Genomic DNA, 19,792 nt, shown 5'->3' with positions numbered 1-19,792 from the left:
GTGTCAAGGACAGCCGTGCCCTGGAACGCGGTGTCGCGGACAGCGGTGTGATTACTCCGGAATGATCACGGTATCGACGACGTGGATGATGCCGTTGCTGGCTTCGATGTCGGCCTTGACGACCGTGGCGTTGTTGATCATGACCTTGCCGTCCTTGACGGCGATTTTCACGGCCTTGCCGTTGACCGTCTTGGCTTCGGTCAGCTTCACGACATCGCCGCTGGCGACCTTACCGGCGACGACGTGGTACGTGAGGATCGCGACGAGCTTGTCCTTGTTCTCGGGCTTGAGCAGGCTCTCGACCGTGCCGCTGGGCAGCTTGGCGAACGCCTCATCGGTCGGCGCGAAGACCGTGAACGGGCCGGCACCCTTGAGGGTGTCGATCAGTCCGCCGGCGGTGAGGGCGGCGGCGAGTGTCTTGAACTGACCGGCTCCGACGGCCGTATCGACAATGTCCTTGGTCGCTTCCTTCTTGGCGGCCTCGGCGGCGACGGCGGACGACGAAAACGCGGCAATACCTGCCCCGGCAAAGCCGAGTGCCAGAACGCCGGACAACGTGACGCGAGCGATGCGGTTGAAGCGCATGAGAGACTCCTGAGGATTGGCCCTTGATGGGCGTTGGTTCATGGACCGCGATCGATTCCCAAACGCCTGGGATGATGCGGCTCGGATTAACGCGGGACAGTAGCGCTTGTGATGGCGGGTCAACGGCTGATCTTCTGAAAGGTGCGCGGTGGACAGTTGTGCAAGCGGACGGGACCGTGGGGCGACGATGTGTAGGATTCATCGAACATCGAACATCGAACATCGAACATCGAACATGGAAGATCGAGCGTTGCTTGGCGGAGGTGAATGGATGAAACAGGTCTGGACCATTCTGCTGCTGATCGTGTCGGCTGGTTGTGCCGGGAAGAAGACCGATCCGGGCGTGCCCATTGGGGCGGATCTCTTGACCGAGATCGTGACGCCGGCCCGGCCGGCGGCGGATCAGTTCACGTCATTGGAATTGCCGGAAGACGGCGCGCTGTTCGTCTTCAACGCCACCCGCCAGAAGATGGTCTACACCGCCGCCGTCAAAACCGGAGACGTGGTCAAGCTGTCCTGGGGCGGCGTGAATCTCGTCGGGCGGCTGCCGAGCAAGAGCAACTACAAGCCGGCGTACGAGCGACAGGTCGCGAGGTACGAAGCGGGCCATACCTATCGCGTCTATTACAAACCCGGTGAACCTGTCGTCATAGCAGAGGAGAGCTCGGCGTTAACCCGGCCGTTCGACGCGCAGGAGCGGATTGTCAATCCGCTGGATAAGCCGAAGTAGTGGTTTGTATGAAGAGGCGAAAGTGCTGAGTGCTGAGTGGAAGACGAGTTCACTTCTCAGCCCCCAGCGCTTTCAGCTTAGCGCCTTCATTCGCTCCATCGTCGCCACGATGGTCTTGGTCATTGCATCGCACTCGAGGTTTACCGTGTGGCCGACTTTGCGCCGGCCCAGGCGGGTGATCCGGAGCGTGGTGGGGATCAGGGCGACATCGAAGCGCCGCCCGTCGACGGCGGCGACAGTCAGGCTGACGCCGTCGAGGGTGACCGAGCCCTTGGGGATGATGTAGCGGGCGAGGTCGGTCGGGGCTTCGAGGGTCATGCGCCAGTCGGCGTCGTCGGCCTTGACGGCGACGACTTTCGCCACGCCATCGACATGACCCTGGACGATGTGCCCGTCGAAGCGGTCGCCGACGCGAAGGGCGCGTTCGACATGAACATCGTCACCTGGCCGAAGCCCAGCGAGGTTTGTTTTGGAGAGGGTTTCGGGAATCACGTCGAACAGCATGTGGACATCGCCTTTGCCGGTGAGGCTTCCCGCCTGCATCGCGACCGTGAGGCACACGCCGTTCACCGCGATCGACTCTCCATTCCTGACATCATTCCAGGGCACAGCAATGGTCAGGCCGAGCCCGGTGCGACGGGGGCTGGCGGCCAGGACGGGGACACTGCGTTCGACAATTCCGGTAAACATGGCTGAAGATTGTACGTGTTCTGGACGAGTGTCGCGCGTCGGCACGAGCCGCCGGCGAACTGGGTGACGCGCACCGCGGTTCTCGCAACTCACTCGTCTTCGGTGGGCACCAGGTACGAATCGTTCTCCCAGGCCGGGCCGGCGTTGGGCGAGACGATGCCTTTGCCTTCGGGGGCCGGATTGCTGCCGGGCGGCAGCGGCTGGGTGGCGAACGTGGAGTAGATGTTGTCGCGCTTCCACCCCGTGCCGTAACCGCAATAGGGCGTGCTCTGGAATCGTACCTCGCCGGTTACGTAGAGCACGTTCTGTCCCGCGCGGTCGTGGTTTCGCGAGTTGGCGGCGGTCATCTCCAGAGGTGGGGCGTTGTACGCCGGGCCGGCGGCATTGGATCCGCCGGTGACCACGCCGGGGTTTTTGTCGGCCATGATGGCAAAGTCGGGCGGAAGCACGTCGGAGTTCAGGCGGAACCTCGGAGCGGCGCTGTAAGGCGAGCAATAGGAGTAGCTCAGGTGCTGGCCGGAAGTGAAGTTGGACCGCTGAGCTGCGTTGACGCGCTTTCCGCCGGTCAGCATCGGGTCGAGGGTTTCGCTCGCGCTGGCACAGACGAAGGCTTGTGGCTGGACGTACCCCAGCCGCACGAGCAGCCAGAGTGCTGCGGTCACGTCATTAGGCTTTACGCCGTCGACGGAAGGCGGCGGCGGGCCTGCGATCGTCTGCGTCGCCGCGGTGCCGGTGGCCGGAGTCGTCGAAACGGTGGCCGGCGTGGTCGTTGGTGCAGGGGTGGCCGGCGTGAGGTTGGGCGGAATGGCCGCGACGGCCGCGGGCGCGGTGGTCGGGAGTGACGGCGCGGTCGTCGGTGCCGTCGTCGCCGGGCGAACCGGAACGAGGGACGAACCGGTAAACGCGACGTACATGCCCGGCCTGGCCGGGTCCCAGGGCATGCGGGGAAAGTCGCGGTCGTTGGCGCCGGCGTACTTGCTGAACGCGGCGTGAATCTGGCGAAGATTATCGGCGCACGCCACCCGCTTGTTGGTCTCGCGCATCTTCCCCACGTACGGGATGAAAATGCTGCACAGGATCACCAGGATCCCCAGGACCACCAGCAGTTCGACCAGGCTGAAAGCACGGTGGTGCGGGAATTCGGCTCGGAATTGTTTGGGCTCGGAAGGCAACATACTCAGTGCATCATACACGGCGGAGTTGAATCCGGGCGTCCCTGAAACCCATGACGGCGAGCGTGCCGACGGCTTTGCCGTCGAGCGGGGCGCTTGCGTCGTCGGCGGACCAAGGAAGCCCGGCCCTTGCCTGTCGTTTGAGAAGGTTTGAAGCCCCGCGTTAGAACTGGCGACGTCGGTCGTCTGACCCGCCGGAACGACGCACTTCAAGCCGCAGCGGTACATCATGCCGATAGCCTTCGCGCCGGTCGCGGCGCGGGCTTCCCAGTCGGCCCGCACCCGTTGCCGAGACGCCCCGCCGCATCGCGGGGCCTCTCGAGAGGAGACACTCATGTCGAAGCGACTTTGGTTGGCCGCACTGGCCGGAACACTCGGACTGGGAATGGTCATGCCGTCGGCGCGAGCCGCAGACGAAGGCGATCGGCCCGCGCCCCGCCGTGAGGCTGAGCCGGGTCGTCCTGACGGCAATCGCGAGCGAAACGACCAGGGCCGGGGAGAAGCCGGCCGAGGCGAGCCGGGTCGTGGTCAGCGAGACCGTGGTCAACCGGGCCGTGGAGATGCGCCGCGCGGGGAAGCTCCTCGTGGAGACATGCCCCGCGGGGAAGCGCCCCGTGGAGAAGCACCTCGCGGCGAGCCGAATCGAGGCGGCCTGGACTTCGGCGGCGGCAACCGCGGCGATGGCGATCGTGCCCGTCCGGAAGGTGGAGATCGACCGCAGCCGGGCGGACCGCAGGGCCGCAGCGCCCGTGACGGCGGGCCACAACAGAAGGCCGAGCCCCGTCGCGAAGAGCCCCGCCGTCCGGACGCTCCTCGTCCCGACGCCCCGCGTCCTGACGCCCGTCCCCAGCAGCCTGAGGCCCGGCGGATGCCCGGTGCCCCCGGCCAGCCGGCCCCGATCGCCAATCGAGACGCGGAACTTCACAAGCAGATCGAGATCCTTCGCGATCAGGTTCGACAGCTTCAGAAGGCCGTCGGCGAAATGCGCGAACAGTTCGCCCGCCGAGGACCGTCGGAGTCGCACGGTCAGGATCCGCGGCGCAGCCAGGCGGACAGGCACGGGGCCGACAAGCACGGCTCGCCTGTGCCGTTCGGCGGTCGGCGCGGTGGCGAGCAGGGTCGGCCAGAAGCACGCGAGTCCAAGATGCCCCAACCGCCTCGCGGCGGACCGGGAATGGGCGGACCTGGGATCGGTGGCCCGGGAATGGGTGGTCCGGGCTTCGGACGTCCCAGCTTCACACGCCCGGGTTTCGGCGGGCAGTCGTTTGGCGGCCGCGGATTTGCCGGCCCTGGAGCCGGTGGGCCTCCATCGGTTGGCCCCGGGTTCGGTGGCTTTGGCGGTTTCGGGCGGATGCCCGGTGCTCCCATGAACAACGTCCGCCCCGGTTCTGAAGGCGGCCCCTTCCGTCCGCAGATGCAGCCACCCCAGCCCGATCAGCGTGGCGGCCCGCGCGATGGCGATCAACGCCGTGACGAAGGCCGAAAGGACGGCGATCGCCGTGACGGCAACAACGACCGTCGCGACGATCGCGGTCCCGGTCGCGGCCCGGGTCGCCAGATCGATGCCTGATCTGAATCCACGCGTCGGCCCTGTCGGTGGGCCGATGCCGTTTTGAACGTGCAGGGCCGGCGAACGCCAGGCGGATCTCTCCCCCGCCGGCGTCGCCGGCTCTTTTCTTACGCTCAATGTCGCGTACAGCAGTGCCTGGGATCTCAGCCCCCACGGACGACCGTTCGCAGGCGTTGTTGCTACTTGGCGCGTTCCGGGCAGGGGTGGACGAACGGCGCCTTCCCCCCGGGCCAGGCGCCTTTGGCCTGGTGATTGGTTTCCACGTATTTTCGGGCCAGGTCGATGACGGCGTCGTCGCTCTTGTCGACGTACAGTTCGAACCAGATTCCGTCGGTTCCCTTCTTCGCCACCCTCAGGCCGGCGGCAAGCCGTCCGCGGTGGTCTCCGCCGGCGCAATCCCCGGCGATCAGTGCCGCCATCAATCGGTCGGCCATGCTACCCTTGGTGTTTTCATAGGCTTTGGCCATCGCGACAACGACTTCCGGACCTGTGAGGGTGTTGCCCTGGCAGGCGTAGAAGCGGCCGCTCATTCCGCCCCACCAGCGGCCGGCGTCGTCGGCGGTGTCGCAGTGGCGCTGGGCGGCCCGGCCGTCGGCGGCGATGACTGCCAGTTGTCGCTTGCCGGCCCTGGGATCGTTCTTCAACAGGGTTGCGAGAATCTCCTCCGGCATTTTGCCGGCGGCGAGCATGTCGATCGCCTGCGGGCCCCAGGGCGGGTTGTGATAATGCTGCGTGATGAAGGCTCCGACACCCGCCTTGACATACGGGACGACTCGACCCACCGCCGGGTACTTGCTCGCGACGGCCGCCCCGACTTCACCGGTCTCCGGGTCGACGGCGATGATCGAGAAGGTCGCGGTGATCTCGGCCGGATTCGAAGCCGTTAATCCCGTCGAGGGCACCGAAGCGTTCTGAGGCATCGCACATCCGGGTTGAATCGCAACGAACAGCGCAATCGTCGCAAGACCTGTCAATCTAACCGTCAGATTGGAGTGGCGTTTTGCGGTCGATGAAGTGAGGAATTTCCGCTGCATTGAAGCCTCCAAGTGTCGCATAAGCGCCACACAAACCGTTACCAGCACCCCAGTTTCATGCGGGGTTTCCCTTATTGATCGCGGAGAGCAAGGCTAAATTTTTCTGCTTTTCGGCGGAATTTTAGCGCATCGGTCCGCTGCCTCTCTCTTATGTTATCGCCGCAGGCAGCGGACGGGGCGGGGAAGTTCGCGAGCTTCAATCGTTGTAATCCGCGTGTCCATGTGGGCATGCGGCAAATGAGACCTCTGGCATCAGGATCAGGATGGAGCCGAGCGTCTCGCCGCCTTTCGAGGCAGCGAAGCGGTTGCTCATCGTGTTTTGCAAGGGAGCTGAAGTGATTTCAAAGCCGATCGTATCGCCCACTCTTCTCACGGCATCGCCGGACCGGTACGCGTCTTCTGACGTGACCTGCGTGATCGAGCAGCTCGAAGAGCGTCGTTTTATGTCGGCGTCGCTGCAGATCGAGAACCTGGACATTCTCCCCGGCTACGAGCGGATGGTTTTCACCAAGGTTCAGCAGCTCGATAAGAACTTTCCCAACAAGTACAAGGAATTCGGCAGCCTGCGCCTCCGCAACGTGGGCGATGCCCCGCTGTCGTTGTCCGGCCTGAATGTGTCGGGTCCTTACAAGGTCGTCAGCGGCTTCCCGTCGTCGATCAGCCCCGGCGGCTATGCCGACATCCGGGTGCAGTTCACCGCGACCACGCCCCCGCCGTTCACCTACAACCAGACGTCTGGTCTGGATGCGGTGAAACAGGCCGGCACCTGGTTCGGCTCGCTGAAGTTCAACACGAACGACCCGCGGAACTCGACCTACACCGAAACCCTCGCCGGCTGGTACCAGACCCGTTCCGAGCACGAGAACGAAGCGAGCTTGCAGACCGTCATTAACGTCTTGATGGACTACAAGACGAATATCGCCCCCCCCAACAGCGTCTTCCTGAAGCAGTATGGCGGCGTTCCCCACTACTACGGCGAAGAAGTAGTCAGCGGCTACTGGCAGGCGGCCGATCCGAGCAAGCCGGTCGGCGTTCGGCAGGTGGCTGCATTCCACGGACAGGGCGACGATGCGCCGGTCTCCTGGTTCGCACAGGGCACCACGAGCAAGAACCTGATCTTCAGGCAGGACGGCCGGTACGGCCAGACGCTCCTTCCGGTGCTTGCCAGCGGCGCCCCGGCGGCGGGCACTTTCTCCACCACCAAGACCTTCGGCTTCCACCTCGATGAAGAGTGGAGCGACGATAAACTCAATAAGCGCAACCAGTACAGCAAGGGCCATCACGTCCGGTTTTTCCCGGTGCGTGACCACTTCGGCAATAAGCTGAATAACCTGTACTTCATGACGATGGACTACAGCTTCCCGGGACCGAGCGGTCGGCCGAACGAAGACTTCCAGGACAACATTTACATCGTGTCGAACGTGAAGCCGGCCAACGGCGCGACGTCGCCGACGGTGCCTCCGGTGTCGCCGCCGACGGTCCCGCCGACCGTGCCACCCACGGTACCCCCGACGGTGCCGCCAACCGTTCCGCCGACGGTGCCCCCGACCGTCCCGCCCACGGTGCCCCCGACCACGGGCACTCCCAAGGTTTCCTTCGCGTCCACCGCCGTCAGCGTGGTCGAAGGCAACAGTGGCCTCAAAGCCGTCACCCTGACGGTGAAGCTCGAAGGCAACCCGGCCGGCGAAACCCGTTTGTACTACAGCACCTCCAACGCCAGCACTGCCACACGCGGCACCGACTACTCTGGTGCAGCCGGCTCCGTCATCTTCTACCACAACGGCGCGAAGACCAAGACCATTACGGTCTACGTCAAGGGCGACACCGTGAAGGAAGGCAACGAAAACTTCTACGTCAACCTGTACGGTATTCAGAGTGGTGTACTCGGTGCCAGCAAGGCGACCGTGACCATCCTGAACGACGACTGATCGTCTTCTGAAGTGAATCAATAAAAGAAGGCACGAAGATTTAGATCTTCGTGCCTTCTTTCATTTGCGGTGACCGCCTTTGCGACCCCGGGTCATTCTTTGGCAAACGACCAGCTCACCAATTCCTTGTCGTTTCGCCAGTAGATCGACCGATTCGCATAGGCTGGTTGGCTCCAGAGGACCGGGCGGCGGGCGTCGGTGTTGGTCGGGTCGAGCAGGTGGGATTTCGAGATCAGCTTGAAACCGGCGGGCGTCAGGTCGCCGACGATCAGGTCGCCGTGCTCGGTCGCGAATAGGGTTCGGGGACCGGTTTCTCCCAGGGGCGTCATAAACGCAGTGGCCCAGCTCTGCATGCCGGCGTCGTAGGTAGTGGTCTCAAAGGTTTCCCACAGTCGATCGCCGGTGGCGGCGGTGAGCCCGCGCAGCTGTCCCTTGGCGTCGATGCCGTAGACATGCCCGTCGCGGAGGACGGGCGTAGCCATCAGCGTTTGGATCGCATCGCTGGTCCGGTCGGACTTGCCGACTCGCTTCCACAGGACGCTGGCGGTCGGATCGCCGTTGCCGCTCTTGTCCAGCTTGAGCATGAGCGCCCCGCCGTACTGTGAAGATACGAACAATAGGTCGCCGAGCTTGGAATCACGAAGGAGCTGAGGGGTGACGATCGTAACGCCGTACTTCATGGGTTCCTGCGGGATCGTCCAGTAGACCTTGCCCGTCTCCGGGTCGAGTGAGGTGACCCCGGCCGGGTACCATTGGATGAGTTGCCGCTTGCCGGCGACATCGAACATGACCGGCGGGCTGTAGCCACATTCCTTGGCGGGAATCGCCTGCCAGATGACCTTGCCGGTCATCTTGTCCATCGCGACGAGAATGCCCTTGGGATCATTGGTGGCGACAATCACCATGTTCCAGAGAACCAGCGGGTGTGCCGCGTATCCCCAGACCGGCGTCTCGTTCTCGGTCATCTTCCGTCCCCAGATTTTCTTCCCGGTTTGCGCGTCCAGGCAGTGCAGGTGCCCTTCCGTGCCATGGGCGTAGACGCGATCGGCGTCGTAATCGCGGTCGCCGTCCACGGCCGGCGTGCATCGCGGGCCGCCGGCATAGCTGACGGTATAGGGGCAGTCGTACTCGAAAGCCCAGAGCTGTTTGCCGGTCTTCGCGTCAAAGCAGAGCACCCGTTCGGTGCCCGGTATGCCCTTGTCGCGATCGAATGGATTGGCGGGGTTCTTCGCGCCTTCCTTGAGGACACGGTCCATCACAAAAACTTTCCCGTCCTTGACCGCGGGGCCTCCATATCCGAGCGAGACGGGGGCACGCCAGCGGACCTTCAGCCCGTCCGCGGGGATGGCGTCGAACAGACCCGTTTCGCGCCAGATACCGTCGCGCTTTGGGCCCAGCCATTGTCCCCACTCGTCGGATCGAAGGGTGATGGGGAGGCACAGGAAGAGGGTGATCGCGAGTGCGGGAGTAGTGCGGGACATGCTTCGATCTCCGGGATTTGGTTTCTGAATGGGTTTACTTGTCCCATTAAGGATAGCCGTGCGGCGCTGCGTTGTCCGCGAAGGGCAAGCTACTTCTTGCCGATTCGCGCCAGCGATGGATAACGTCGCTTCCATGCGATGATCGATGGGGAATCCGCGTCCGACGGGGGTGCTTCTTGCGTCGCATCTGGTCCTCCACGGTTACGGTCACTGGTTACCCAACGACCCGCGCGGGAGCGGTTCGACGGAGTTGCGCAAACTGGAGCTTGGTGAACTGGGGGAGATCCATACGGGTCGCAAACCACCCTGGGAACAACCGTTTAAGTCCGAACTTCGCGCCTTCTATCGACGCGCCAAACCGCTGCTCCAATTCGACCCCCTGTGGTATCGCGATCGGGAGCGCGAATTGATCGCGACTGCTTTCAAGGAGGTCGTGTCGAAGATTGGCTACACCGTGTGGAGCTGCGCGATCTGCTCTAATCATGCGCACCTTATCGTTCGCGCCCACCGCGATCGCGCCGAAAACATCTGGTCATCTTTTGCACGGGCATCGACTGACCGGATCCGTAAGGTGCAGATCGTGCCCGCAGAACATCCTGTCTGGTCGCATCGACCGTACAAGGTCTTTCTTCACACGTGGCAGGAGATCGTCGATCGTGTCGCGTACGTCGAAGACAATCCGGGGAAAGAGCGACTTGCGAAGCAGGTATGGGATTTTGTCCAACCACTTCCCAAATCTTGTGAGGCGCTCCTCCCCTCGGGGCGCAGACCGCGCGATCCGCGCCAGTAGTGGCTTGCCCTTCGCGGGGTTAGCTAAAGAAGCTACCGGCAAACGAAAAGCGACGCTTCCGGTAACCCGGAGCGCCGCGTCTTCGTGCTATTTAGTTGTCGTCATAGCTCGTAGATGGCCAAACTCAGCTCACTTTGATGTTGACAGTGAACTGCGAATCGGCGGCACCACGGAACACACGAATGAAGTACGTGCCGGCGCTCAGCGAGAACGAACCGAGATTCTCGGTGCTCGTGCCGGGCTGATTGGACCGGTGGATGAAATCCTGCCCGTCGTCGTAGACGCCGTCGTTGTCCATGTCCTTGCTCAGTTCCAGGTTGGCGTCGCCGGTGCCGGTCATGGTCGCCGAGACCGTCTTGGTGCTGGTCAGGACGATCTTGTAGAAGTCCACGGGGTCTTCGCTGTCCACGCGGTCGCTGCGGGTCTTGGTGCCCAGGAAGGTACCGAGGTTGTGGGCACCGGCGAAGGTCTGACCGGCGTAATCGGTCTTGACCGTGAGCTTGTAAGCCGGCGTGCCCGAGACGCGCTTCACCTCGACAAAGAACTTGCCAGGACCGATCGGTGCCAGGATCAATTGCTCGTTGGTCGTACCGGCGTTGGCACTGGTGCCCTTCACGTCGCCGGCATCGATCAGGCCGTTGTTGTTGACGTCCTTGATAATGCGAAGGTCGGCGTTGCCGGTCAGGTTGGTCAGCCGGGCGGTCAGCTTGCCCGTGTAGGCCATGTTGACCTTGAAGTAATCGTACACGTCGGCGGCACCGACGGAGTCGCTCTTTTGCACCTGCCCGTAAAGGGTGCCCAGATCGGTGGCAGCCGGGAGCGTGCCGTTGAAGAGGCGACGGTTCTCCAGTCCCTCCATCGAAGCGGTGGCGCGTGCGGGCGTGCGGGTTGAACGGTTGTTGTTGCGAAATGAAAAGAGCGACATGATCCTGATCTCCTGTTGACTGGCCGGCGGCGAACGACCGTCGACACAGGAGAATAGACCACAAGCTACGGGAACGTTCGACTGCCCTGTTAAGGACTGACCTGTATGGGGCTATCGGGGCGAGATGGTCAGACGAAGAGGCGAGCGAAGCAGAAATCAGACAATCTGCAGGCCAATTCGCTTCTCCCCATCGATCGCACCTTCCTGTTTGCGTCGCAGCTGGCCGCACGCCGCGTCAATATCGCGGCCTCGGCTCTTGCGGACGTGGGCGTTGATGCCGTTGGCACGCAGAACGCCTTGGAACGTCAGCACGTCCTGGGCGACCGGACGCTTGAATGGCAACGGCTCGACCTCGTTGTAACGGATCAGGTTCACATTCGCCCGAAGCGTCTTGCAAAGCAGTGACAGTTCGCGGGCATGTTCCGGCTGATCGTTCACGCCGGCCAGCAGGATGTACTCCAGCGTGATTTCCCGGCCCGTCTGATCGAAGTAGTAGCGGCAGGCATCGAGGATGTCTTCCAGTGCGAAGTGTTCCGCCCAGGGAATCAGTTCGCGTCGCAGTTCTTCGTTGGGGGCGTGGAGCGACAGGGCCAGGTTGAGCGGCAGCTCTTCCTCGGCCAATTCACGAATTTTCGTCGGAACACCGACGGTGCTGATGGTGATCTTTCGAGCGCCGATGTTGAAGCAGGTCGGGTCGTGAAGAATCCGGACCGCCTTCATCACATTGGCGTAGTTGGCCATGGGCTCGCCCATGCCCATGAAGACGATGTTGGTGACCCGCGACTCCTCCGAACGCAACGCTTCGTTCAGCCGGAACACCTGCTCGACGATCTGGTCGGCGGTCAGATTTCCCTTCACGCCATTCACACCCGAAGCGCAGAACTTGCATCCCACCGGACATCCGACCTGCGAGCTGACGCAGGCCGTTCGGCGGTTGTTGTCCGGAATCATGACGGTCTCGGCATTGGCCGACTTGCCGTCGTCGTTCCACTCGAACAGGAACTTCTGCGTTCCGTCCTCGGAGACCTGGTGCTGAACGATGCTCGAGCGCGCAAACGCGACGCGCTGCGCCAGGCGTTCGCGATCGAGCTTGGACAGGTTCGTCATCTGCTGCGGGTCGCCGACCGCTTTCTGGTAAACCCACTGGCGAACCTGGTCGCAGCGGAAGTGCGGCCACTTCCAATCGGCGACGGCCTCATTGAACTCGCGAGGATCCAATGCGAAGAACCGGTGGGCGGGTGGCGCGATCGCAGAAGCGATGGTCGCGGAGGCTACTACGGTGTCGGTGGAGAGGTTGTCAGTCGTCGAATCGGACATATCGCTAGTACATTCTTACGGGTAACAGGGCCGGCAGTCGGCCCATGAGCGGCAAATCATGAGCGGCTGGCAAAGGAAACCTCGGCCCAAGCCGCATATCATAGCTTAACACAGAAATACGTTCTCCGGATTGATCCGGGAGGAATTACTTGTCGCCGGGCAGTACCGTGCCGACAATGGGCCCGGAACCCGCCTCGTCGTTGGGAGTCTGCATGAATGCATCGCCGCTCAATCCCGACCTGTCGAACAACAATGGCAGCGGCGGGTCCGCGCGCCGGGAAGGGCGAACGACACCGCCGTCGGCAGCGGTCAACGATGCGACCGGGGATTCCGCCAGCCAGTACCCCGGTCTCTCTGCTAAGCCTGAAGAGGCATCGCCCGTCGGCAAGGGTGACGGCGATGGGGGTGGTGGCGGGCCGGAAAAGGTCAAGGCGCCACCCGCGGTAAGCGACGAAGCGTTGCTGGCGGCGTATCGGGTAGGCGATAAGCAGAGCTTTATCACGCTGGTCGATCGCTACCAGCGTGAATTGTTCCATTTTCTTGTCCGCTTTCTGGGGAATCGCGTCGCCGCTGAGGACATCTTTCAGGAGACGTTTCTTCAGGTCCACCAGTCGGCCGAGGCGTTCGACCTTTCGAGGCGTTTCAAGCCCTGGCTATTCACGATTGCGGCCAATAAGGCGCGCGACCTGATTCGGTCGCAGGCCCGTCGGCCGACCAATCCCCTGCAGGCCTCCATCGCGCCCGGCGACGACGAAGGTGGCGAGTTCATTGACCTGATGCAGTCGTCGGTGGACCTTCCCGAAGAGCCGATGGCACGCAAAGAGTTGCAGGATAAGGTTCAGCGCGTGGTGAACAGCCTCCCAGAGCACCTTCGCGAAATCCTCATGTTGAGCTACTTCAGCATGTTTCCGTATCGACAAATTGCCGACATCCTGGACATCCCTTTGGGGACGGTTAAATCGCGGCTTCATGCTGCGGTGGCAACTTTCGCGGAGAAATGGAAATCCGCGAACCCATCCAAATTTGAGCCGTAAGACCACTGACAAGACCGTTCGCGGGCGAGGCGAGCGGTACTGGTGCATGTCTTCCGATGGCCCCCCGCCACGCGGGACAGAGCCGTTCGCGAGGAAACGAGAACATCTTTTGACGCCGCTTTGCGTCTGTTCCATCGAGTCCGCCAAGTGTTAGGCGTGACCCAAAGGTGGTCGGTGCGGGCAGCGCTCATCCGACGGCGCATCCGCCTAATCCTCGGATCGTGTCGTAGTCACCGGCGGGTCGGACGTTCCGGCCGCCGAGCCCTGCTGGTCTAGCTGCAGGCGTTTGGTTTTAAACGAACGGCACTGTGAGCGCTACCTAGGTGTGCGGGTGGCCCATTCGTTGTTCGGGCCGGCTGTTCGAGGGGATTTTTCAGCTACGGGGATCGTTATGAGTTTCACTTTGAAGAGCGCGGACCGTCAAGCGATCGATTTGTTGTTGGATCGGCAACGGACAGTTGCCGGAGGCGGTGATGTTATGGACAGTGATGGTATGAATCGTAGTTTCGCCCCGCACGTTGATCTCGTCGGTCAGGACAATCTCGCGGCAGCCGAGCGGGTGTTGGGGCTGCTCAGCCTCCTTCCCCCGGAAGAGCCGCCCATGGGTCTTCTGGAGCGAACCCTGGCCCACATTGAAGGTGCTGTCGACACCCGAGGCCACCGCCCCTTTCGTTCACCGGGCGCCGACAACACGACGCATGCCTGATTGATGAACGACCGTCTCGCAGCGCTTGCAGGTTGGACTTCGGCGTGGGCCTCTGCTGCCGATGGTTTGCCGACATCAGACGACGACACGGCTCAGTCGTCCCGATCCTTCCGAGTTGATGCCAGTTGGAGCAGAGCGTCGATCAGCTGCTCTACGTGTGAATCGGTGTGATCGCTGGAGAGCGTAATCCGCAGTCGGCATCCGCCGGCAGGGACTGTCGGCGGACGGATCGGCAACGCCAGCACACCTCTATCCTGCAACATTGCAGCAGCCGAGAGTGCCGCTGACTCATCCCCGAGAACGATGGGGATGATCGGTGAGTCATCCGGCTGAACAGTTCCCCGGGGGATTTCCAATCCGAGTTTGATGATTGCGACTCTCACCTTCCGCGCCAGCGAACGAAGGCGTTGCTGGCGGTGCGGTTCGTCGCGCAACACGGCAATTGCCGCTTCCGCCGCCGCCGCCGTTGCCGCCGGCATGGAGGTTGAAAACACGTAGGCTCTTGCGAGGTTGACCAGCGCGTCGCACAGGAGTTTAGACCCGCAGACCGCTGCGCCGATGCCCCCCAGGGCTTTGGACAGCGTGACGACCGACAGATCGACGCGATCGGAGATCCCGATTTCCGCAGCCCACCCCGCGCCCGCCGGCCCATACACGCCGCTGCCATGCGCTTCGTCGACGACAAGCATCGGCCGGGTGGGGTCGGATGCGGCATACAGCTGTGTGACGGCCGGTAGATCGGCGGCGTCGCCGTCCATGCTGAAGATGGATTCGGTGACGATGACGTTGCCACGCCCGGCGGCCGACGCGTCGGCGAGCAAACGCTGCAGTTTCGTGATGCCGTTATGCGGAAAGACCCGGTAGCCCGAATCGCTGTCGGAGCCGTTGCCCCGGACCGCGTCGATCAGAGAGGCGTGGCAAAGCTTGTCGAGCAGAAAGCGCGCCGCCCTGTCCTGCGAACGCCCCGCCGCCGACAACATCTGTACCACCGCGATGTTCGCCTGGTATCCGCTGCTGAACAGCACGGCGGCTTCGGTTCCCTTCCAGGCGGCGATCGCGGATTCTGCCGAGGCGTGCGCGTCGGTGTAGCCCGTTAACAACGGTGCCGCTCCACTGCCGAACCCATACCGCTCGACCGCCTTGATCGCCGCTTCCATCACGCGCGGGTGGCGCGCCAGTCCGAGGTAATCGTTCGATGCGAAGTTGACGAATGTCCTGTCGCCCGACCGGACATGTACGGCGTCGAGAGGCGTAGTGGGCCTCCGCCGGCGTAGTCGATGATCGACCTCCAGTTCGGCGAGTTGACGGGCGAGTCGTAGATGCCAGTCGCAATCGGTCATGAGACGTAAAAACTATAACGCCCACGGACAGCCGTCCGTGGGCGAGCGTTCGGTTACGGGGTTGGTCGGCGAACGATCAGTGCCCGGAGGCATCGCCGGCCGGCTGAGGCGATGTTGATTCGTCATCGCGGTCTTCGTCGTCCGGCCCCTCGTGCATCTCCGACACGTCGCCGGCCTCGTCGTCGATCGCGGCGCCAGTGAGGTCGCCGAGCTTCTGCTTCATAAGCCGGCCGACCTTGAACTTGACGGTGCGTTTCTCGGGTACGGCAACGGGCTCAAGCGTCTTGGGGTTCTGAGCCCGACGGGCTTTGCGCAGCTTGGTCTCGAAGACGCCGAAGTCGCGAAACTCCAGGCGGTTGCCCTGCCCCAGTTCGTTGACGATTTCGTCGAGGAACTGCTGCACGACCTTCTTCACCATGACCCGCTTCTGCCCGGAGCCGTCGGCGATACGGTCGATAAGTTCTTTTTTGGTGATGGTGGCCATAGATTCCTCGGCATCGCTTCCCGTCGCCTGTGCCCAAAATCTGCCAGCCCTGAAGACCCCGCTCGCCCCGGACGAACTTCCGTATGGCGAGACTGTAAATGTAGCCCGTCCCCGCAGAACAACGACGTGGCCCGGTCTCAACTCAAGGCGGCCGATGCGATTCTAACGTGCGACGACATACAGACTTACCCGAAGTATTGGCCGTCGGCAAGAGAAAATCAAACGCGAGCGGCCCTCGAATGCCGTGGCGAGGTGACTGAATTCGTCCAAAAGGAAGAGGAGTGCCGCAGTTTCGATCGACCTCAGCAGGGGCGGACAGGCCGGCGGCATAAAGGTGCAATCGATCGGCCAACACCGGTGATGGCGGTCTACCGGCGGATAACACCGGTTTTCACACTGACGGCACGGCGGTCGTATCGATCGTACCAGCCGCCGGAGTTCCCGCCCCAGTTGCCGCCGGAATACCCGTAACCGACACCGCCATTGAAGGTCTGCCGGTCGTCGACGGAAAGGCGGTAGTACTCGGTAAAGCCCTCCTCGTAGCCGAAAAACGCGGCCGGGCCTCGGTTCTCACGACCAAGGTAAATGGGCGCTTCGGCGAGGGTAATGGGAGGATCGAAGACCAGCGCCGATGCCGCAATCGGATTGCCACCGGCCGCATCGGGAAATCGGGTCGATGTGATCGAAGGAGGTTCGTTCGGCCCGGCTGCTTCACGCGACGCGGTACAACCGGACCCGGCAGCGAGCAGCGCAAGGGTCAGAAGAAGGCTTGGTCGGCGGGCGAGCGTCATCGTGCCATCGCCTAGACAAACCCAATGCCGCGAGGCACCAACACCATGCTTTGCCCTTTGCGATACTGTTAAAGCCCCAACCAAAAACAGCCGACGGTCGGAGATATCGGATGTGGCGTACGGGCAACATCGCCATGTTGCCCGTACGCCACGCGTGTCGAGCATCGGCAACATGCCACGCCTTCGGGGCAGGCGCGTGTACGTTCCCCAAGGCTTCGGTGCTCGGCCGATCGCCGGACTGGAGACACGTTAAATCTGGAAGTCTGTCAGGATGTCCTGCTGGTTCATCTTGCCGTGTCGGCGTTCCCGGTACTTAAGCTTGGGTGGCTCGGCGGTGACGCGATTATACGGCGGCACACTTTGCGTGATGAACACGTTGCCGCCAATCAACGCACCGTGACCGATCACGGTCTCGCCTCCGAGGATCGTCGCCCCGGAGTAGATGATCACATCATCCTCGATCGTCGGATGCCGCTTGCTGCCACGAAGTTGCTGCCCGTATTGCGGCGCGACCGCACCGAGCGTCACACCCTGGTAGATCTTCACGTTGCTGCCGATCTCGGTCGTCTCACCAATGACGACGCCGGTGCCATGGTCGATGAAAAAGCTCCTTCCGAGCTTTGCACCCGGGTGGATATCGATGCCGGTCAGCGAGTGGGCGTATTCGGTCATGATGCGCGGCAGCAGCGGCACCTGGAGCTTGTAGAACTCGTGTGCCATGCGCTGGACGAAGATCGCAAACAGACCCGGGTAGCAGAAGATTGTCTCGTCCGGGCTCTGCGCCGCCGGGTCTGACTGAAAGGCGGCGTAGACGTCTGCTGCGAGCATCTCCCGAACCGCAGGCAGACGGTCAAAGAAGATGCCGACCAGCCTGTTGGCTTCGGCGTCGCAGTCGGGGCACTTCTGCGTTTTCTCCGTATCAGGAAGCGCGTTGCGATATCGCAGGCAGCAGCGGATCTGCTCGAAAAGCTGCTCGGTGACCTCGATGACCAGATCGCCGAGGCGAAACGCGACGTTCTCGGTTGTCAGTCCCGAAATACCGAAAAAGCCGGGAAAAGTGAGCTGTCGCAACCGCTTCACGATATCAATGATGACGTCACGGCTGGGCGGCGTGACGCGGTTGAGGTGCTGAAGCGTCGGCAGATCGTGAACGCTCTGGACCAGAGATTTGACGACCTCGGGAAGGCGCGCATTCAGCTCGATTCGTGCGGCGGAGTTCGCGGATCCATTCGACGGTGAAGGGTGAGCGGTCATAAGAGCGTCCTGCGCAATGAGCCGCGGAAGGGTCGTCCGCGTTTCCGGAAGGTCTTGATAATAGCGTACTTGAAACGAATGCCCGGTGGATCAGGCATTACAACACGTGCGGCGGGTGTACAGTCGAGTGGTCATGGTAGACCCGAATAGTATGCCTTGCCGAGCCCGGCAGCAAACCCATAATTCGCGGCCAGTTCGTGTCACTTGTCACTTATGCCGAGCAAACATCTGACGTGCCTGACCGCGTGCCCAATGACAAGTGACCAGTGACTGATGACCAATCGGAGATCTGCATGGAAGCGTTGATGATCGGCGTGTCGGGGATGCGTGGAACGATCGGCGGCACGCTCACGCCGCCGGTGGTGCAGCGTATGGCGTCAGCGTTCGCCGCGTTTCTGAACGAGACCGAGAAGCCCGCCAACGGCATCCATTTCAAGGTCGTCTTCGGCCGCGACAGCCGACCGAGCGGGGCCTGGGTACGCGATAGCGCCATCTCCGCCCTGATGGCCTGCGGTGTGGAGGTGATCGACCTCGACATCGTCACGACCCCTGGCGTGGCGATGATGGTCAAACATCTGAACGCCGATGCCGGTGTCGTCGCGACTGCGAGTCACAATCCCATCCAGTGGAACGGCCTGAAGTTCCTGAACCGCGACTGCGTCGCCCCGCCGCCGGCTGCCGCCAAGCAGATCCGTTCGCTCTACGACCAGCAGAAGGCGGACTACGTTCGCGTCCAGAAACTGCACCAGCCGAAGCGCAACAACGAGACGCACGCGCTGCACGTGAAAAAGGTGCTCGACTACATCGATGTCCTGGGCGTCAGCAGCAAGCGATACAAGGTGGTCCTCGACAGCGTGAACGGCGCCGGCTGCGTCGCCACCAGCACACTGCTTTCGCGGCTCGGCACGCGGCTGGTCCACATCGCAGGCACGCCGGACGGCCAGTTCCCGCACGAGCCCGAGCCGACCGCCGCCAACCTCGTCGGCCTCGCCGACGAAGTGAAACGGCAGAGAGCCGACGTCGGCTTCGCCCAGGACCCCGACGCCGACCGCCTGGCGATCATCGACGAGAACGGCGTCTATATCGGCGAGGAGTACAGCCTGGCGCTGGCGGCGTGGCATCTGATGAGCAAGAAGCGCGGTGCTGTAGCCGCGACCAACCTCTCCACCAGCCGCATGCTCGACGACATCGCCGAGCGATTTGGCGGCAAGGTGCTTCGCACCCCTGTCGGCGAGGCCAACGTCATCCAAGCGATGCTCGCCGAGAAGGCGACCATCGGCGGCGAAGGCAACGGCGGCGTGATCGACCCCCGCATCGTCCCCGGCCGCGACAGCCTGGTCGGGATGGCCTACGTGTTGCAACTGATGGCCGACACGGGGAAATCAATCAGCCAGCTCGTCGCCGAGATGCCGCGGTACGAGATCGTCAAGAATAAGTTCGAGTGCAGGGTGGAAGACGCGCGCAAGGTCGTCGAGGCGGTCAAGGCGAAGTTCGCCGGCGAACAGATCGACGTACAGGACGGCATTCGCATCGACTGGCCGGCCGCCCGTGCCTGGGTTCACGCCCGCCCGAGCAACACCGAGCCGATCATGCGCATCATCGCCGAGGCCCCGGACGCGAAGCTCGCCGAAGAGAAGATCGCCGCGGTGCAGGCTGTTGTGAAGGAGACGCTGGGGGGCTGAAGAAGGCAGCCACGAATCCCACGAAGAAGACACAAATGAGGAGAGGAACTGTGGGGGATAGACCTTCTTGTCTGTCACTCGGGACCAGAAGGCGTGCTCGAGTGCTGGCAGGGCTCTGAGTTTTTCCTGATTGGGTGGCGAATTTCAGGTGGCCGGTTGACTTCCGAGTACGCCTCTTGGACCCTAGTGCCAGACAAGAATCTCTATCCCCCACAGTTCCTCTCCTACGCGACCTTTATTCTCATTTGTGTTTTCTTCGTGAGATTCGTGGCTGCCTCT

At 62.6% G+C, this 19,792-nt stretch carries 19 protein-coding genes; 7 read left to right on the top strand and 12 right to left on the bottom strand.

The features are described 5' to 3' along the window. Positions 1-51 precede the first annotated feature (51 nt). Positions 52-585, bottom strand: coding sequence for a fasciclin domain-containing protein (locus tag IPV69_RS24530; protein ID WP_206292365.1), 534 nt, complete (start codon positions 583-585; stop codon positions 52-54). Between the two features lie 271 nt (positions 586-856). Between IPV69_RS24530 and IPV69_RS24525 the strand changes: the two genes are divergently transcribed. Beyond that, entirely contained in the window at positions 857-1,315 is a 459-nt protein-coding gene (locus IPV69_RS24525) for a hypothetical protein (RefSeq protein ID WP_206292364.1), read from the top strand. A 72-nt stretch (positions 1,316-1,387) separates the two neighbouring features. Here IPV69_RS24525 and IPV69_RS24520 read toward each other — a convergent pair whose 3' ends face one another. From IPV69_RS24520 to IPV69_RS24510, 3 genes are all read right to left on the bottom strand, one after another. Then, a complete protein-coding gene (locus IPV69_RS24520; protein WP_206292363.1) occupies positions 1,388-2,005 on the bottom strand; it encodes a riboflavin synthase in 618 nt (205 codons plus the stop codon). An 89-nt stretch (positions 2,006-2,094) separates the two neighbouring features. Next, positions 2,095-3,180 carry a type II secretion system protein gene (locus tag IPV69_RS24515; protein ID WP_206292362.1) on the bottom strand — a complete coding sequence of 362 codons (1,086 nt, stop codon included), beginning with the start codon at positions 3,178-3,180 and terminating at the stop codon, positions 2,095-2,097. Between the two features lie 160 nt (positions 3,181-3,340). After that, complete coding sequence (locus IPV69_RS24510; protein WP_206292361.1) at positions 3,341-4,201, bottom strand: hypothetical protein; 861 nt, start codon at positions 4,199-4,201, stop codon at positions 3,341-3,343. Positions 4,202-4,543: 342 nt separating this feature from the next. Here IPV69_RS24510 and IPV69_RS24505 point away from each other — a divergent pair, with 342 nt between their 5' ends. Beyond that, positions 4,544-4,747: a hypothetical protein gene (locus tag IPV69_RS24505; RefSeq protein ID WP_206292360.1), complete on the top strand. Its 204-nt coding sequence runs from the start codon at positions 4,544-4,546 to the stop codon at positions 4,745-4,747. 179 nt (positions 4,748-4,926) lie between these two features. Here the strand turns inward: IPV69_RS24505 and IPV69_RS24500 are convergent, their stop codons facing one another. After that, positions 4,927-5,667, bottom strand: coding sequence for a DUF1028 domain-containing protein (locus IPV69_RS24500; RefSeq protein ID WP_206292359.1), 741 nt, complete (start codon positions 5,665-5,667; stop codon positions 4,927-4,929). A 449-nt stretch (positions 5,668-6,116) separates the two neighbouring features. Between IPV69_RS24500 and IPV69_RS24495 the strand changes: the two genes are divergently transcribed. Next, complete coding sequence (locus IPV69_RS24495) at positions 6,117-7,709, top strand: Calx-beta domain-containing protein (protein ID WP_206292358.1); 1,593 nt, start codon at positions 6,117-6,119, stop codon at positions 7,707-7,709. A 92-nt stretch (positions 7,710-7,801) separates the two neighbouring features. Here IPV69_RS24495 and IPV69_RS24490 read toward each other — a convergent pair whose 3' ends face one another. Continuing rightward, positions 7,802-9,190 carry a PQQ-binding-like beta-propeller repeat protein gene (locus tag IPV69_RS24490; RefSeq protein WP_206292357.1) on the bottom strand — a complete coding sequence of 463 codons (1,389 nt, stop codon included), beginning with the start codon at positions 9,188-9,190 and terminating at the stop codon, positions 7,802-7,804. Positions 9,191-9,335: 145 nt separating this feature from the next. Here IPV69_RS24490 and IPV69_RS24485 point away from each other — a divergent pair, with 145 nt between their 5' ends. Then, positions 9,336-9,980 carry a hypothetical protein gene (locus tag IPV69_RS24485; RefSeq protein ID WP_206292356.1) on the top strand — a complete coding sequence of 215 codons (645 nt, stop codon included), beginning with the start codon at positions 9,336-9,338 and terminating at the stop codon, positions 9,978-9,980. A gap of 124 nt (positions 9,981-10,104) precedes the next feature. Here IPV69_RS24485 and IPV69_RS24480 read toward each other — a convergent pair whose 3' ends face one another. Together IPV69_RS24480 and rlmN are read right to left on the bottom strand one after the other, a co-directional pair. Then, entirely contained in the window at positions 10,105-10,905 is an 801-nt protein-coding gene (locus IPV69_RS24480) for a pre-peptidase C-terminal domain-containing protein (protein WP_206292355.1), read from the bottom strand. A gap of 156 nt (positions 10,906-11,061) precedes the next feature. Next, entirely contained in the window at positions 11,062-12,222 is a 1,161-nt protein-coding gene (gene rlmN / locus IPV69_RS24475) for a 23S rRNA (adenine(2503)-C(2))-methyltransferase RlmN (RefSeq protein WP_206292354.1), read from the bottom strand. Between the two features lie 212 nt (positions 12,223-12,434). Here rlmN and IPV69_RS24470 point away from each other — a divergent pair, with 212 nt between their 5' ends. Together IPV69_RS24470 and IPV69_RS24465 are read left to right on the top strand one after the other, a co-directional pair. Further along, a complete protein-coding gene (locus IPV69_RS24470; RefSeq protein WP_206292353.1) occupies positions 12,435-13,256 on the top strand; it encodes an RNA polymerase sigma factor in 822 nt (273 codons plus the stop codon). A 391-nt stretch (positions 13,257-13,647) separates the two neighbouring features. Beyond that, on the top strand, positions 13,648-13,962 hold the full coding sequence (locus tag IPV69_RS24465; protein WP_206292352.1) for a hypothetical protein: 315 nt from the start codon (positions 13,648-13,650) through the stop codon (positions 13,960-13,962). 92 nt (positions 13,963-14,054) lie between these two features. On the opposite strand, the gene IPV69_RS24460 is transcribed toward IPV69_RS24465, so the two are convergent. The 4 genes from IPV69_RS24460 to epsC all read right to left on the bottom strand — a co-directional run bounded on the left by IPV69_RS24460 (position 14,055) and on the right by epsC (position 17,831). Then, positions 14,055-15,302 carry an aminotransferase class I/II-fold pyridoxal phosphate-dependent enzyme gene (locus tag IPV69_RS24460; protein ID WP_206292351.1) on the bottom strand — a complete coding sequence of 416 codons (1,248 nt, stop codon included), beginning with the start codon at positions 15,300-15,302 and terminating at the stop codon, positions 14,055-14,057. A 76-nt stretch (positions 15,303-15,378) separates the two neighbouring features. After that, positions 15,379-15,786 (bottom strand): HU family DNA-binding protein, encoded by a 408-nt coding sequence (locus IPV69_RS24455; RefSeq protein ID WP_206292350.1) that lies wholly within the window; start codon positions 15,784-15,786, stop codon positions 15,379-15,381. A 368-nt stretch (positions 15,787-16,154) separates the two neighbouring features. Next, the gene (locus IPV69_RS24450; protein ID WP_206292349.1) at positions 16,155-16,577 is read right to left on the bottom strand and encodes a hypothetical protein; all 423 of its coding nucleotides are present in this window, start codon (positions 16,575-16,577) and stop codon (positions 16,155-16,157) included. A gap of 249 nt (positions 16,578-16,826) precedes the next feature. After that, positions 16,827-17,831, bottom strand: a complete 1,005-nt coding sequence (epsC, locus tag IPV69_RS24445) for a serine O-acetyltransferase EpsC (RefSeq protein ID WP_206292348.1) — start codon at positions 17,829-17,831, stop codon at positions 16,827-16,829. Positions 17,832-18,124: 293 nt separating this feature from the next. Between epsC and glmM the strand changes: the two genes are divergently transcribed. Beyond that, positions 18,125-19,513, top strand: a complete 1,389-nt coding sequence (gene glmM, locus IPV69_RS24440; protein ID WP_206292347.1) for a phosphoglucosamine mutase — start codon at positions 18,125-18,127, stop codon at positions 19,511-19,513. The last annotated feature ends 279 nt before the right edge of the window (positions 19,514-19,792 follow it).

Source organism: Humisphaera borealis, assembly GCF_015169395.1.
GTDB classification, from domain to species: Bacteria; Planctomycetota; Phycisphaerae; order Tepidisphaerales; family Tepidisphaeraceae; genus Humisphaera; species Humisphaera borealis.
The sequence above is the reverse complement of the archived record's forward strand: the minus strand, read 5'-3'. Positions and strand labels throughout refer to the sequence as shown.